We start from the raw sequence: 16054 nt of genomic DNA on the forward strand, positions 1-16054 counted from the left end.
ATCCCTTGGTATTATATACATTATGACAGGAAAAATAGAACATTGCAATGGAAGCCGGAAACATTTATACTAAATGATGGATTTTAGTTGTTGTTTGCAGATGGTTTGTGGGCAATAACGGATTTGGATTATAAAATGGAGAAAACAGATGCAATTAAGAAATGAAATCCCGGATACGTTCTGGAGTTTATTCCGTTCGGTGAACCGGGACATTTATATTGAAGCACTGTTGTGCATCAATGAAGAATATCAATATAATAATTATTTTCTGACGAGGGAAGTGTGTATCCAAGTGCTGGGGGACATGAATGCGAGAAAGCGGTTCAAGCTCCAGTGGGAGGAAAATGAGACAGAGTTCGACATGCTGGAGACGCCATCGTCGAGGATTCTAAACTGGCTTTTGAAGACCGGATGGCTGAAGCGGATTGAAGATTATCAAACGCTGGTTACGAACATTGTCATTCCGGATTATTCGGCTGTTTTTATTGAGGCGTTTGAGCGGCTGTCTTCAGAAGATATGCAGGACACGGAAATCTATATCCAGAATGTGTATGCAACATTATTTTCTTTTAAGAACGACAGCAGGGCGAACCTCGGAATGCTGCGGACGGCGCTTGTCAACACGAAGCGGCTGAATAAAGCATTGCAGGATATGCTTCATAATATGGATAAATTTTTTGCAAGACTTCTGGAGCAGAATAATTATGAAGATTTGCTGCGGGAACATCTGGATGGATATGTGGAAGAAATCGTACAGAAGAAATACCACATTTTGAAAACATCGGATAACTTCTATATTTATAAGATGGATATTAAAAAATGTCTGCGCGACATGCGGGAAGATGAAGAATGGATAGAAGAGATCCGTACCCGGGCGGCGCAGATGGGTGATACGAAAGATGATGTGTTGGATCTTCTGGATCGGATCGAGCGTGGATTTGATGACATTGAGCACCGGATCGCCAATATGGATAAAGAGCATGCGAAATATGTGCGTGCGACAGTGACGAGACTTAACTATCTGTTAAGTGGTGAGACGGATACGAAAGGTCTGGTCGTGCAGCTCTTGAACCGCATGTCCCAAACGGAGGATGCGCAGGAACAGGATGCGATGATCCGTGAAACCGGGGAGCGGATGAATCTCTCGCTTTTGGAAATTCTTTCGGAGAAATCGCTGTATAAGAGACGAAGACCAAGAACGGATTTTATCAGTAAAATGGCGCCGGATCAGGCATTGCCGGATCTTGATAAAGATGATGTACTCAAGCTAAACCGGATTCAGATGCGCTACAGCAGAAGCCAGATTGAGGAATTTATTGAGTCTTATATGGACGGAGAAGTAATGGACGCTTCCAAGATTTCGCTGATGGATGAAGAGGCGTTTGAGAAATTGATTCTTGCTTACGATTACAGTACAAGAAAGAACAGTAAATATATGGTGCTGGAGGAAGAACCGGATCAGATTGAAAATGGTTCTTATAAATATCCGGCACTCAAATTTGTAAGGAGACGCTTATGATCGAATATTTTGAACAGCTTTCGCAGGAAGAGCAGGAAGAAATAACAGAAGTTATCCAGATTCTGTACCGACAGACCTTCGTTCTGGAGCGGAAGTTTGATAAAAGACAGGGACGCATGGTTCCGGTGAGAGAATATCGTGTGTTGAGCAAACATCTGGAATTTATCCGTGCCTACTTCAAAGTGGCAGGAATTACTTTGCGGGAAAATGCGCATATGGGTGTGATTTACATTCAGGGCGAACAGCTCTGGGGTGAAAAATTATCGCGGCTTGCAACGATTTATCTGCTTGTTCTGAAACTGATTTACGATGAGCAGATGGAGACGGTTTCTTCGAGCAGCCACATTGTGACAACCGTTGGCGCATTAAACGGTAAAGCCGGCGAGTTCCGCGTGCTACGCGGTCTGCCGTCACCGACCGAAATGCGCAGAACGATTGCACTTTTAAAAAAATACCAGATCATAGAACCACTTGATGTTCTGGAAGAATTAAACGAAGAGACGAGACTGGTCATTTACCCATGTATTCATACGGTACTTCTGGGCGATGACCTGCGGGCATTATTAGAGACATTCAGTGAGGAGGATACTATTGGAGACGAAACAACCATTCAAAATACTGTCGAAGATCTGTCTGAATAACTGGCATTACATTGATCAGAAAATACTGACATTTAGTGAAGGAATTAATTTCTTCACCGGACATTCGGGAAGTGGAAAATCAACCGTGATTGACGCGATGCAGATTGTACTATATGCAAATACAGACGGACGTGGATTTTTTAATAAAGCGGCAGCAGATGATTCCGACCGTTCCCTCATTGAATATTTGCGTGGAATGGTCAATATTAATGAACACAATGAATTTCAGTATCTGAGAAATCAGAATTTTTCCAGCACGATCGTACTGGAATTAGAGCAGAGTGATACAAAAGAAAAGCAGTGTATCGGCGTTGTGTTTGACGTAGATACGGCGACAAATGATATCAGCAGACTGTTTTTCTGGCACATGGGAGGTCTTCTGGAAAATAATTACCGTACCACATCCAGATGCCTGACGACGATGGAAATGCGTGAATATTTACAGCGTTCTTTCCCGGCGGAGCAGTTTTACTGTGGACCGAGCAATGAGAGATTCCGCCGCCAGATGTATGATATTTATCTTGGCGGACTGGATGCGGAGAAATTCCCACGACTTTTCAAACGTGCGATTCCATTTAAAATGAATATTAAACTGGAAGATTTTGTGAAAGAATATATTTGCATGGAGCAGGATATTCATATAGAAGACTTGCAGGAAAGCGTTATGCAGTATGCGAGAATGCGAAGCAAGATCGAGGAGACATTGAACGAAATTCAAAAGTTGCAGGATATCCATGGCAGATATGAAGCATTTCAGGAGAAAGAAAAAGAAGTTCTTTTATGTACTTATCAGATTGACCGCCTGGAAATGCTGAAGCTGAAAGGACAGATCCAGGCCTGCATGGATAAGGAAAAAGTGCGCAAAGAAGGCACCGGTGAGCAGGAAGCAATTTTATCGTTGCTTAAGAAAGAAGAAGTTGAACTGCAGAAACAGTATGAAGAGATTATTTTAAGAATTGCGAACAGCGGATATGCAAATCTGGAAGCTGAACTTGCGGCGGTAAATGAGACACTGGAACATTTACAGACAAGCCAGGGAAAATGGCAGCAGATCAGTGACCGGCTGGAAGCATGGAAAGAGCAGGATGTGGTTTCCAACCAGATGCTCTGGGACATGGAAAAGTTTACAAAAGGAACGATTATGGCAGAAGAACTGGAGCGTCTGCAGGAGAGCTTTGGCGAAGTCCGCGAGGAACTGGAAGAGCAGAGACAGGAAGCACAGATGTCGCTCCGCAAAGTGAAGAAAGAAGAGAAAGAGGCAAGAGAAGAGTTAAAAGAGCTGAAACAGGGAAAGAAAGCTTATCCGAAAGAGCTGGAGGAAGCAAGATATGAGTTGCGCAACCGCCTACATGAGAAGTGCGGAAAGTTTGTAAATGTGCAGATCCTTGCCGACCTTCTCGATGTGAAAGACGAGACATGGCACAACGCTGTCGAAGGTTATCTTGGCAACAACAAGCTGCTTCTGATCGTGGAACCGAAGTATGCAAAAGAAGCGATGGAACTGTATGAACAGATGGATCGGAAGAAATACCACCGCGTGTCCATTCTCGATACAGAAAAAGTGGTGGCAGGCGCAGGCAAGGATGGCTATGCAGTCAAAGATAACGGACTTGCAAAAGAAGTGAAAGCGAAAGAAGCATATGTGCAGGATTATATTGATTTCTTCCTTGGAAATGTAGAAAAATGTGATTCCGTAGAACAGCTCCGTGACTGCAAGATCGGTGTGACACCGGACTGTGTATTGTATCATAGTTTCCGTTTGCAGCATATGAATCCGGATCAGTACACAAGAAGAGCGTACATCGGTGAGACGAGTATGCGTCAGCGTGTCCGTCAGCTGGAAGAGCGCTGTGAGAAACTGGTAGAAGAACGCATGCCGCTGCAGGAATTATTAGAAGAGATCAAGAAAACATTGCAGCTTGAAATGCTGTCCCAGCCGGCAGAAGAATATCTTACTTTGCAGGCAGATGCAGAGAAGATTACAGAGCGTGAGAAACGGAAAAGTCAGCTTGTAAAACAGATGCAGCAAATGAAAGAAGCGTCTGTGGATGCTTGGGAGCAGGAAAAAGAAGACATCCGTAAGAAACAGGATGTAAAGAAGGCACAGATCACGGAAGTGCAGGAAGCAATCTGGAAGCAGACGCAGGAAATGCAGCAGTTGCAGGAAGAACGTCTCCATGCGGAAGAAGCGCTGCTTGTGCAGAAACAGAAAATGGAACAGAGCAAATGGGATGACGTTTACGAACAGGAATTTCAGGAATATCTTGCAGGCAGACGCTCGGAAAATTATGAATATTTACAGAAACAGAAGATTGCTTCACGGTATCCGAAGATGGATGAGCGGGAAGAGGCTTATCAGAAGCTGGTAGAAGAAAGAAGTACTTATCTCAGAAGTTATGCGAACCGGACATTTTCTGCGACAAACAGAGACAATGAAGCATATGACAGACTGCTGGATGAGCTGCAGTGTGAAGAATTAGAGACATTTAAGGATGCAGCAAAAGATCAGGCAAGGGCAGCAGTAGAGCATTTCAAAGACGATTTTATTTTTAAGATCCGCAGTGCCATAAGAGAAGCTTATCAAAGACAGGATGAGCTGAACCGCATTATCAGTAAGCTTGATTTCGGTAAAGATAAATACCAGTTTGTCATTACGAAGAACAAAGGACCGGACGGAAAATATTATAAAATGTTCATGGATGATTCGCTCCAGATCCATCCGGCGTCACTGGATGACGGTATGGAAAATCAGATGAATCTTTTCACGATGGAGCATGAGGAGCAGTACGCAGATCTGATGGATGAGTTGATCAGTATTTTCCTGCCGCCGGAGAATGCAACACCGGAAGAGCTGGAAGAAGCGAAGAAAAATATGGACAAATATGCAGATTACAGAACGTATTTATCCTTCGATATGCAGCAGATCGTGCATGGCGAAAAAGACATGAAAATCGGCTTGAGCAAAATGATCAAGAAAAATTCCGGCGGAGAAGGGCAGAACCCGCTGTATGTGGCACTTCTTGCCAGCTTTGCACAGATTTACCGGATTAATCTGTCTCCGAAAATGCACCGCAACCCGACAATCCGTCTCGTTGTGCTGGACGAAGCGTTTTCCAAGATGGACGCTGAGAAGGTGGCAAGCTGTATTTCGCTGATCCGCGGACTTGGATTTCAGGCGATCATCAGTGCTACGAACGACAAGATCCAGAATTATCTGGAGAATGTCGATAAGACATTTGTCTATGCCAATCCGAATAAACGGCACATTTCCATCCAGGAGTTTGAGAAGTGCGATTTCGATGAGTTGGTTGAGGAGTAAGTGCCTGTGATCAGGTGGCGAACATTTTCGCTGAGTATGGAAATCCGAACTCGAGTGTGATATGATAGTTAGCATATAATGAAATCAAGGGAGTATGATTATGAGTCAAGAGATTATAAATACAGCACCGATCGGAGTGTTTGATTCTGGTGTCGGCGGGCTGACGGTAGCGCGGGAGATCATGCGTCAGCTTCCAAATGAAAATATCGTCTATTTTGGAGATACGGCGCGTGTGCCATACGGAAGTAAATCCAAGGATAACATTATCCGGTTTTCCAGACAGATCATCCGTTTCTTAAAGACGAAAAATGTAAAGGCAGTTGTAATCGCCTGCAACACGGCAAGTGCGCTTGCGTTGGAAACTGTGCAGAAAGAGACGGATCTGCCGATCCTCGGCGTAATTGTTCCGGGAGCGAGAGCCGCTGTACAGGAGACAAGAAATAACTGCATCGGAATCGTCGGAACCGAAGCGACGATCCGAAGCGAGACCTATAACAAAGAGATCCATAAACTGAATCCGGATATCAAGGTTATCGGGAAACCATGCCCGCTGTTCGTACCGCTGGTAGAAGAGGGATTTGCAAAACACAGCATTACAAAAGAAGTCATCGACATTTACCTGTCTGAGATGAAGAAAACAGATATTGATACGATGATCTTAGGCTGCACTCACTATCCGCTTCTGCGCTCCAGCATCCGGGAATATTTCGGAGAGAGCGTACATATTGTCAATCCGGCATATGAGACAGCCATGGATCTTAAAAAAGTGCTGGCAGAGAGCGGAATGGCGAATCCGTCTGAAGGAGAAGCGTCCTATGAGTTCTATGTCAGTGATGCGGCGGAGAAATTTACGAAATTCGCCGATTCGATCCTGCCTTATGATGTGACGACCACGAAGGAAGTCAATATCGAGGAATATTAAACAAAATTAAAAAAATTTATAAAAAAGTGTCACGAAATACCGTTTCTGATTGTTACTTATAGTAGAGCAGTAGGAGCGGTATTTTTTTACAATTTTTTCAATAAAATTATAAAAAATTGTAAAAAAAACAGAGTTTCAAACGTTGTAGTAGAAATGAAGAAACATTTACAGGAAACTTATGGAATTTCGGATATGAATTTAAAAGCAATTAGGCTTAATGAGATGGAGTGATGATTTATGTATGTATATCAGTTGACACATGTGAGAGGTGTAGAGATTAAAGTGATAGGTTACTTCGGAAGCTGGAAGAAAGCGCGCCAGGTGATGAAGAAATATCGTTCACAGGTACAAGGATTTAAAGACTATCCGCGGTGTTTCAAGATTAAGAAACTGCGAGTCAATCAGGATGATTTTTATTATGGATAATAAGAACTATGTTCAGATGAAGAACGATGGACGGAAAAATTTCACACAGAATGACATACGGTTTAAACTGGATTGTTGAGATCAATGCAAGGGGATTTTAATGGAATAAAAATCCCCTTGCCAGATTAATTGTTGGCTGATAATGTAAAACCACGCAAAATCTCAAACGGCGCAGGCCCGACATCCAATACCGCTTTATGAAAACGTTGCTGCGAGAAGTGAGAATCCCATTTCTCGACGGCAGCTTTTTTTAATTCCAGAAATTCCAGAAAACCGACATAGTATTTCAGATAATTCGCCGGATCGGAAATGATGAGATCATAAATTTCCCGGATGGAATCGGTGTCGGTAATGCCGTGGCTCCGGAAAAATGTTGTTGTCTCCGAAAGTCCCCATCCTTCATGGTGGATACCGATGTCGGCAAGGCTGTAGAGACCTAAAATGAGAGAAGTATTTTTTTGCGCCATAGCTGCATACGTTTTATCGACAGGCGCATAGTAGTAGCTCAGCATTTCGCAGTAGGTCGCCCAGCCTTCGGTGTAGCCGCCGAAGCTGAAAATTGTGCGGATAGGATCTGGTTTTCTGGCGGCAAAATAAGTCGTCTGGTAGAGATGACCGGGATAGCCTTCATGCGCCAGCGTGGTGTAAAGGGACAGGTCATCCGGCAGATGCCCGCGGTTCAGATAAATTGTATTATTTTTTGTATCGTCAATGGCAGGAATCATATAAAAAGCCGGGCTTAAATATTCCTCCATTTCTTTATCTACATATTTGATCGTAATCTCGGTTTTGGCTGCTTTCGGAAAATCCTTTTTAATTTTCTGCTGCAAAGAAGCGAGAATGGAGTGCGGGTTGGTGTCGGAAAGTTTTGTCCCCTGCGTTTTGTAGAGATCGGAAGACGGGGATGAATTGGAAATATAATATTTTTTCAGCCCGGCAAGATCTTCTCTCATCTGGCGGATGATCAGGCTTTTTAATTCGGAAATGCTGCGGGAAGAACCGGTTTCTTCGGCAACGAGATGTTCATAATAACCGGCACCGCCCGGGTACTGGCAGAGACCACCTGTGTATTTTCCATTTCCAAGCAGATTTTGCAGACCTTTGATCAGATTCTGGTAGGCGGGAAAAACATATTTTTTTAGCCCGGATTCATTTTTCTGTATGCACTTGATCCGCTCTTTTTTCGAGAGAGACAGCTTGGAAATCCGTGTCTGGAATGTTGAGTAAAGATAATTATTTTCCTGTAAATTTAAAAATGACTCACATTCTTTTATGATCGCCTGCACCTGTGAGTCAGACATGAATAATCCGCGTTTTGCTTTGTTCGTTTCAAATTGCAATAATGAGTCAAAATACTCCGGAGCTTCGGCGAGCAATTTAAAATAAGTCTCTATATCATCGCGCGTGTGAAACTGATATTCAGACAGCAGAACCGGAAACTGTGCCTGCACACCGGTCAGCGAGGATAGTGGTTCTTCATACCACTGGTAATTGGCATTTTGTTTTGCGGATTGGAAGGAATATTGCAAAATGTCGTAAGTAATCTGATTTTCAGAGGATAATTTTTTGCGATTAAAAGTATGTAGGCGGGAAAGCGCATTTTCCGCGGCGGCACAGGACGCTTCCGGATCGATATTGTAAGATCCAAGCGATATGTCCTCTTCCTGTATGCCGTAAGCGGACGGATTTTTTAAAGTATAATGCAGCGAAAGCGTGTTACCGGATAATTCCTGCCGGAACAGCTCACGCGTGTAAGTGCGGAATTTGGAATCTGCGGTCTTGACCGGAGCGGAAAAAGGCAGGGACTGCGGCAGCAATTGAGACAGGGACGCAGGCAATAAATGCAGCGCGAGCCACGCGGTAATAATTATAATGGGAATAAAGAAATAGAAACGTTTACGGAATAGTTGTCGGAACATAAGAACCCTTTCGGAAGGAAGACATTATTACTAGAGTATATGCAGAGGAAGGGGAGAATATCTTTTAACCTTTTTAATCGTTAATCGTCTCAATGACTTGACACAGGCACGCTGATTATGCTACGATTTCATGTATTGGAAATATGTTAATCATATGAGCAAACACAGTGAAGAAGAGAGTACATTTTCCGTACATTTTACAGAGAAGTTCCGGCAGGCTGAGAGGAACAGATGAAGGAAGATGGAAGATGGCTTCGGAGTGGGATGGCTGAGCCGCGAGGTTAGGTCATGAAGGGACCGCCCTTTACAGCGGGAGGTGTTACATGCACCCGATAAGGTTGCTGTCGTGAGGCAGAAGCGAACAGAAGTGGTAACGCGGGATATCCCGTCTTCTCTGATTTTTCAGTTTTTGAAAAATTGGAGATTTTTTTTTACCAAGGTCATAAGTCATGTCGTCACACTATGCTTGCACAAGGGTGACAGCATGACTTCATGACCTGCCCCGCAATGAGGATAAAAGCATGGCGAAAGCCATGCGATATCCGAATTGCGGGTAGGATTGCGGGAGTGCGAAAGCACGGAGCAATCCGAAGGTAAAAAAAGTTGAAGTCGTCACACTGTGCTTGCACAAACTCATAATTATCTAAAAGCAAAAGGAGAGGAAAACATGGACAAACCAAAATATTATATTACAACAGCGATTGCCTATACTTCCGGCAAACCGCACATTGGTAATACTTACGAGATCGTACTTGCAGATGCGATCGCAAGATATAAGAGAAGTCAGGGCTATGATGTATTTTTCCAGACAGGAACAGACGAGCATGGTCAGAAGATTGAGTTAAAGGCAGAAGAAGCAGGTATTTCACCAAAAGAATACGTCGACAAAGTTGCCGGAGAAGTAAAAGAAATCTGGGATCTGATGAACACTTCTTATGATAAATTTATCCGTACAACAGATGAAGATCATGAGAAACAGGTACAGAAGATTTTCAAGAAATTATACGATCAGGGAGACATTTACAAAAGCTCTTATGAAGGACTTTACTGTACACCATGTGAGTCTTTCTGGACAGAATCCCAGTTAGTAGATGGCAAATGCCCGGACTGCGGAAGAGAAGTAAAACCGGCAAAAGAAGAAGCTTATTTCTTCAAAATGAGTAAATATGCAGACCGCCTGATCGAGCATATCAATACACATCCGGAATTTATCCAGCCGGTAGCAAGAAAAAATGAAATGATGAACAACTTCCTTCTTCCGGGACTGCAGGATCTGTGTGTATCCAGAACTTCATTCTCATGGGGAATCCCGGTAGATTTCGATCCGAAACATGTTGTTTATGTATGGCTGGATGCGCTGACAAACTATATTACAGGAATCGGTTATGACTGCGACGGAAATAATTCTGAGCGCTTTAATAAATACTGGCCGGCGGACTTGCATCTGATCGGTAAAGATATCATTCGTTTCCATACTATTTATTGGCCGATTTTCCTGATGGCTCTTGGTGTGCCGCTTCCGAAACAGGTATTCGGACATCCGTGGTTATTACAGGGTGACGGTAAGATGAGTAAATCCAAGGGAAATGTATTATATGCAGATGAACTGGTAGATTTCTTTGGCGTAGATGCGATCCGTTATTTTGTACTGCATGAGATGCCATTCGAAAATGACGGAGTCATTTCCTGGGATCTGCTTGTAGAGCGTATTAACTCTGATCTTGCAAATACATTAGGAAATCTGGTAAACAGAACGATTTCCATGACAAATAAATATTTCGGCGGCGTTGTTACAAATAAAAATGTGACATTAGGTGAAGAAGGTGCTGCAATCGATGCAGATCTGAAAGCAGTTACAGAGAACACACCGAAGAACGTTGATGTGAAGATGAATGACTTGCGTGTAGCAGATGCAATCACAGAGATTTTCACACTCTTCAAACGCTGTAACAAATACATCGATGAAACAATGCCTTGGGCACTGGCAAAAGAAGAAGACAAGAAAGACCGTCTTGAAACTGTTCTTGCAAATCTGATCGAAAGTATCAAGGTTGGTGCAGGATTACTTTCATCCTTCATGCCGGAAACAGCAGAGAAAATCTTCGCACAGTTAGGTGACGGAAAAGTTACAGACAAGCCGGAGATTCTGTTCGCAAGACAGGACATCAACGAAGTGATGAAGAGAGTAGAAGAACTGCATCCACATGTAGAAGAGAAAGAAGAAGTTTCTGACGAGGAAGTGATCGATATCGAAGCAAAACCAGAGATCACATTTGAAGATTTCGGTAAAATGCAGTTCCAGGTAGGAGAAATCATTTCCTGCGAAGAAGTGAAGAAATCCAAAAAACTTCTCTGCTCACAGGTGCGTGTCGGAAGCGAAGTAAAACAGATTGTTTCCGGAATCAAAGCACATTATAGTGCAGAAGAGATGGTCGGCAAGAAAGTTATGGTACTTGTAAACTTAAAACCGGCAAAACTTGCAGGCGTATTATCTGAAGGAATGTTACTCTGTGCAGAAGACGCCAATGGCAATCTGGCACTTGTATCACCAGAAAAAGATATGCCGGCAGGTGCTGAAATCTGTTAATATTTAATTGGGGACGGGGATTTTCTCGAAAAGCCCCGTCCCCAATTAAATTATCCCACGGATGTGGATAAATAAAATGTGGAAAAGGAGACAGAATTGTGGAAAAAATTAGAATTGGTATTGTAGGATATGGAAATATTGGACGTGGTGTAGAACAGGCAATCGCGCGTAACGATGATATGGAACTGAAGGCTGTATTCACAAGAAGAGATCCGAAGACAGTTTCTATTAAAACAGAAGGCGCAGAAGTAAAACATTTTGATGATATGGTATCTATGAAAGAAGATATCGATGTTATGGTTCTGTGTGGTGGTTCTGCAACAGATCTGCCGGTTATGGGACCGGAAGTTGCTAAGAACTTCTGTACTATTGACAGTTTTGACACACACGCAAAGATTCCGGAGTATTTTGCAAATGTGGATGCTGCAGCAAAAGCAGGAAACAATGTAAGTATTATTTCTGTTGGCTGGGATCCGGGAATGTTCTCACTGAACCGTCTGTATGCAGAATCCATTCTGGTACAGGGAAGCACTTATACTTTCTGGGGAAAAGGTGTCAGCCAGGGACACTCTGATGCAATCCGCCGTATTGAAGGTGTAAAAAATGGTATCCAGTATACTGTACCGATCGAGGATGCAGTAGAGAAAGTAAGAACCGGAAGTGAGCCGGAGCTGACAACAAGAGATAAACATCTTCGTGAGTGTTATGTTGTTCCGGAAGAGGGAGCTGACTTAAAAGCAATCGAAGAGGCAATCAAGACAATGCCAAACTACTTCGATGAGTATGATACAACTGTAACATTTATTACAGAAGAAGAGTTAAAGAAAAATCACAGCAAGATGCCACACGGTGGTTTTGTTATCCGCAGCGGAGAGACAGGAACAGAAGGAAATAAACACGTGATCGAATATTCTCTGAAATTGGATTCCAACCCGGAATTTACAGCAAGCGTTCTGATCTGTTATGCAAGAGCAGCTTATAGACTTTCCAAAGCTGGAGAAAGCGGAGCAAAATCTGTATTTGACATCGCACCGGCAATGCTGTCACAGAAGACACCGGAAGAACTCAGAAAAGAGTTACTGTAAGATGATGATTTTTGATACGCATGCGCACTATGATGATGAGCAGTTTGACGTAGACAGAGAAGAATTGCTGATGTCCATGGAGAAAAATGGTGTCGGCGCGATCGTCAATGTGTCGGCAACTTATGAGTCCTGTGCACGTGTGACAGAAATGGTGAAAAAATATCCGTTTATGTATGCCGCAGTCGGCGTACATCCGGATGAAGTCGGTGCGTTGGACGAAGAGAAACTTGTACGGATGGAAGCGCTTTTGGATCAGAAAAAGGTTGTTGCCGTCGGCGAGATTGGACTGGATTATTACTGGGATCATGAATCTCATGATCTACAGAAAGAATGGTTTATCCGTCAGCTTGAACTTGCACGTAAGCATAATCTTCCGGTGTTGATCCACAGCCGGGAAGCTGCGGCAGATACGATGGAGATCATGAAGGGGCATGCACAGGGGTTAAATGGTGTGATCCACTGCTACTCCTATTCCAAAGAGATGGCAAAAGAGTATGTGAAAATGGGCTTTTACATCGGCATCGGCGGTGTCGTTACTTTTAAAAATGCGAAAAAAGTAAAAGAGACAGTCGCAGAGATTCCGCTTACTTCAATCGTGCTGGAAACAGATTGCCCGTATCTTGCACCGGAGCCTTTCCGCGGCAAGAGAAACCAGTCTGCATATATCCAATATGTAGCGGAAAAGATCGCAGAGATCAAAGAGATCTCATATGAAGAAGTTGTTGCACAGACAGAGAAAAATGCACGTGCCATGTATGGTCTGGATGCATAAAGCATATGCACGCATCATGTATGGTCTGGATGCATAAAGCATATGCACACATCATGTATGGTCTGGATACATAAAGCATATGCACGCATCAGGTATGGTCTGGATACATAAAGCATATGCACGCATCATGTATGGTCTGGACGTGTAAGACATTATTCGCAATGAATCAGCGATAGTGAACTTTATTAAGTACAAATAAATTAATTTTATGAAATCCAACCAGGAAATTCCCGGTTGGATTTTCGCTACCTGTTTTTCTGCATTTCTATATGTATTTCGCTATATTTTAATTTTTCCATATATTTTCGGAGTTTTCTTTATATTTTCTTAAGACTATTTTCGATTTTGGGTATATCATTAAGACAAAACTTATTGTATAATTAGAAAATACCTAAAATTCAGGGAGAAGTGAGAAAATGGCAAAACCAGATCTGGGAAATCCGCAGAATACAATTGAAGTATTACAGAAATATAAATTTAATTTTCAGAAGAAGTTCGGACAGAATTTTCTGATCGATACACATGTGCTGGATAAGATTATTTATTCCGCAGAGATTACAAAAGAAGACATGGTGCTGGAGATCGGACCGGGGATCGGAACGATGACACAATATCTGGCAGAGGCAGCCGGCAAGGTCATTGCGGTTGAGATCGATAAAAATCTGATTCCGATTCTTGCGGATACACTGCATGAATATGAAAATGTTCAGATTATCAATGAGGATGTTCTGAAGCTTGACATTGCGAAGATCGTAGAGGAGCAGAACGGAGGAAAACCGATTAAAGTGGTTGCGAATCTTCCATATTATATTACGACACCGATCATTATGGGACTTTTTGAAAATCATGTTCCGCTTCAGAGCATTACGGTCATGGTACAGAAGGAAGTGGCAGACCGTATGCAGACCGGACCGGGTAACAAGGATTACGGTGCTCTGTCACTGGCGGTGCAATATTATGCAGACCCGTACATTGTTGCAAATGTCCCACCGAACTGCTTCATGCCAAGACCGAAGGTAGGCTCAGCAGTCATCCGTCTGACAAGACATGCCGAACCTCCGGTGGAAGTAGAAGATGAGAAGCTGATGTTTGATATTATCAGAGCGTCTTTCAACCAGCGTCGGAAGACACTTGCCAATGGTTTGAAAAATGCGGGCAAATGGGATCTCCCGAAAGAAGTGATCGCAGAAGCAATCGAGACGTTAGGCAAAGGCGCAAGCGTCAGAGGAGAGGCACTATCACTGGAGGAATTTGCAAGACTGAGCAATGAAATTTATAATTATCTGCATAATCGTATATCGTGAAGCTTATGCTTCCTGTTTATGCTCATATCGGGGCGGGCCATTAAGTCATAAAATCACTCTGGTGTAATTGCATTGTGGTTTCTGACATCATATAAATGGTAAATAACAATAAATTTGTTGCAGAAAAAAACAATTGTGGATTAAAAAACAAAGATATTAACAAAGAAAGGATGATGCGCATGGAGAAGAAAAACAAATATGCACTGTTCGAGATCACACCGGAGATTGAGCATTTCGCAGGACTGTGTGAGAAGAATACGACAATAGAAAAAGACCTGTACAGCAAATACGAAGTAAAACGCGGACTCCGTGATGTGAATGGAAAAGGAGTACTTGCCGGCCTTACTAATATTTCCGATGTCTGTGCGACTAAGATCGTGGACGGCAAAGAAGTTCCGTGTGCAGGTAATCTGTATTACCGTGGATATAACATCAAAGACTTGGTGCGTGGATTTTTAGAGGACGGACATTTTGGATTCGAAGAGATCGCATATCTGTTGTTGTTTGGTGAGCTTCCGAATATAAAAGAGTCGGAGATGTTCCATGAGACACTCGTAGAGCGCCGGACATTGCCGCCGACATTTGTGCGTGATGTCATTATGAAAGCGCCGAGCCGGGACATGATGAATACGCTGGCGAAATGTATTTTGAATCTGTATACTTACGACCGCAAAGCGGATGATACAAGTATCCCGAATGTATTAAGACAGTGTCTGAACCTGATCAGCCAGTTCCCGATGATGATGGTGTACGGCTATCATGCATATAATTACCGTATGGGCGATGACCTGTTTATTTACGCGCCATCACCGGATCTGTCTACTTCTGAAAATATTCTGATGATGCTCCGTGAGGATCGTAAATACACAGAACTGGAAGCGAAGCTCCTTGATATGGCTCTGGTTTTGCATATGGATCACGGCGGTGGTAATAACTCAACATTTACGACACACGTTGTAACTTCTTCCGGAACGGACACTTATTCAACGATGGCAGCAGCGATGGCTTCGTTAAAAGGACCAAAACACGGTGGTGCGAATATCAAAGTAACGAAGATGTTTGAAGACATGAAAGCGCATGTATCAGACTGGGAAGATGAAGATGAAGTACGTCAGTATTTAAATGATCTGCTGGAGAAGAAAGCATTTGACCAGAAAGGTCTGATCTACGGAATGGGACATGCAATCTATTCTGTTTCAGATCCGCGTGCAGACATTTTCAAAAAATTTGTAAAACAGCTTGCAGAGGAAAAAGGCTGTGAAAAAGAATACGGACTGTATGCGCTTGTAGAACGTCTGGCTCCGGAAGTGATCGCACAGAAGCGTAAGATTTACAAAGGTGTCAATGCCAATGTAGATTTTTACAGCGGACTGGTTTACAGTATGCTGGATCTTCCTCCGGCACTTTACACACCGATTTTTGCGGCGGCACGTATTGTCGGCTGGAGTGCACACCGTCTGGAAGAGTTAAAGAATGCGGATAAGATTATCCGTCCGGCGTATAAGCCACTGGCTTCCCACAAAGAATATGTAAAAATGGAAGATCGTTAGGAGAAGGAAG

General features: G+C 43.1%; 11 protein-coding genes. 10 read left to right on the forward strand and 1 reads right to left on the reverse strand.

Going from position 1 to position 16054, the window contains the following annotated elements; genetic code table 11:
* Window positions 1-148: 148 nt before the first annotated feature.
* The 5 genes from DWY31_RS10340 to DWY31_RS10360 all read left to right on the forward strand — a co-directional run bounded on the left by DWY31_RS10340 (window position 149) and on the right by DWY31_RS10360 (window position 6827).
* Entirely contained in the window at window positions 149-1519 is a 1371-nt protein-coding gene (locus DWY31_RS10340; protein ID WP_118520438.1) for a Wadjet anti-phage system protein JetA family protein, read from the forward strand.
* Window positions 1516-2160 carry a DUF4194 domain-containing protein gene (locus DWY31_RS10345; protein ID WP_021860581.1) on the forward strand — a complete coding sequence of 215 codons (645 nt, stop codon included), beginning with the start codon at window positions 1516-1518 and terminating at the stop codon, window positions 2158-2160. Before DWY31_RS10340 ends, DWY31_RS10345 begins: the two co-directional genes overlap by 4 nt.
* Window positions 2111-5479: an ATP-binding protein gene (locus DWY31_RS10350; RefSeq protein ID WP_118520440.1), complete on the forward strand. Its 3369-nt coding sequence runs from the start codon at window positions 2111-2113 to the stop codon at window positions 5477-5479. The genes DWY31_RS10345 and DWY31_RS10350 overlap by 50 nt, the downstream gene beginning before the upstream one ends.
* 100 nt (window positions 5480-5579) lie before the next feature.
* Window positions 5580-6401, forward strand: coding sequence for a glutamate racemase (murI, locus tag DWY31_RS10355; RefSeq protein ID WP_118520442.1), 822 nt, complete (start codon window positions 5580-5582; stop codon window positions 6399-6401).
* Window positions 6402-6638: 237 nt separating this feature from the next.
* Entirely contained in the window at window positions 6639-6827 is a 189-nt protein-coding gene (locus tag DWY31_RS10360) for a DUF7336 domain-containing protein (RefSeq protein WP_021860588.1), read from the forward strand.
* 125 nt (window positions 6828-6952) lie between these two features.
* Here DWY31_RS10360 and DWY31_RS10365 read toward each other — a convergent pair whose 3' ends face one another.
* On the reverse strand, window positions 6953-8746 hold the full coding sequence (locus DWY31_RS10365; RefSeq protein WP_118520444.1) for a DUF885 domain-containing protein: 1794 nt from the start codon (window positions 8744-8746) through the stop codon (window positions 6953-6955).
* Between the two features lie 619 nt (window positions 8747-9365).
* Between DWY31_RS10365 and metG the strand changes: the two genes are divergently transcribed.
* The 5 genes from metG to DWY31_RS10390 all read left to right on the forward strand — a co-directional run bounded on the left by metG (window position 9366) and on the right by DWY31_RS10390 (window position 16044).
* Window positions 9366-11333 carry a methionine--tRNA ligase gene (metG, locus tag DWY31_RS10370; protein WP_279220078.1) on the forward strand — a complete coding sequence of 656 codons (1968 nt, stop codon included), beginning with the start codon at window positions 9366-9368 and terminating at the stop codon, window positions 11331-11333.
* A 98-nt stretch (window positions 11334-11431) separates the two neighbouring features.
* Window positions 11432-12418 carry a diaminopimelate dehydrogenase gene (locus DWY31_RS10375; protein ID WP_021860591.1) on the forward strand — a complete coding sequence of 329 codons (987 nt, stop codon included), beginning with the start codon at window positions 11432-11434 and terminating at the stop codon, window positions 12416-12418.
* 4 nt (window positions 12419-12422) lie between these two features.
* Window positions 12423-13190 (forward strand): TatD family hydrolase, encoded by a 768-nt coding sequence (locus tag DWY31_RS10380; RefSeq protein WP_118520508.1) that lies wholly within the window; start codon window positions 12423-12425, stop codon window positions 13188-13190.
* 416 nt (window positions 13191-13606) lie between these two features.
* Complete coding sequence (rsmA, locus tag DWY31_RS10385; protein WP_021860593.1) at window positions 13607-14494, forward strand: 16S rRNA (adenine(1518)-N(6)/adenine(1519)-N(6))-dimethyltransferase RsmA; 888 nt, start codon at window positions 13607-13609, stop codon at window positions 14492-14494.
* Between the two features lie 170 nt (window positions 14495-14664).
* Entirely contained in the window at window positions 14665-16044 is a 1380-nt protein-coding gene (locus tag DWY31_RS10390; RefSeq protein WP_118520510.1) for a citrate/2-methylcitrate synthase, read from the forward strand.
* Window positions 16045-16054 lie beyond the last annotated feature (10 nt).

This window comes from Dorea sp. AF24-7LB, from assembly GCF_003478575.1.
GTDB lineage: Bacteria > Bacillota > Clostridia > Lachnospirales > Lachnospiraceae > Dorea_D > Dorea_D hominis.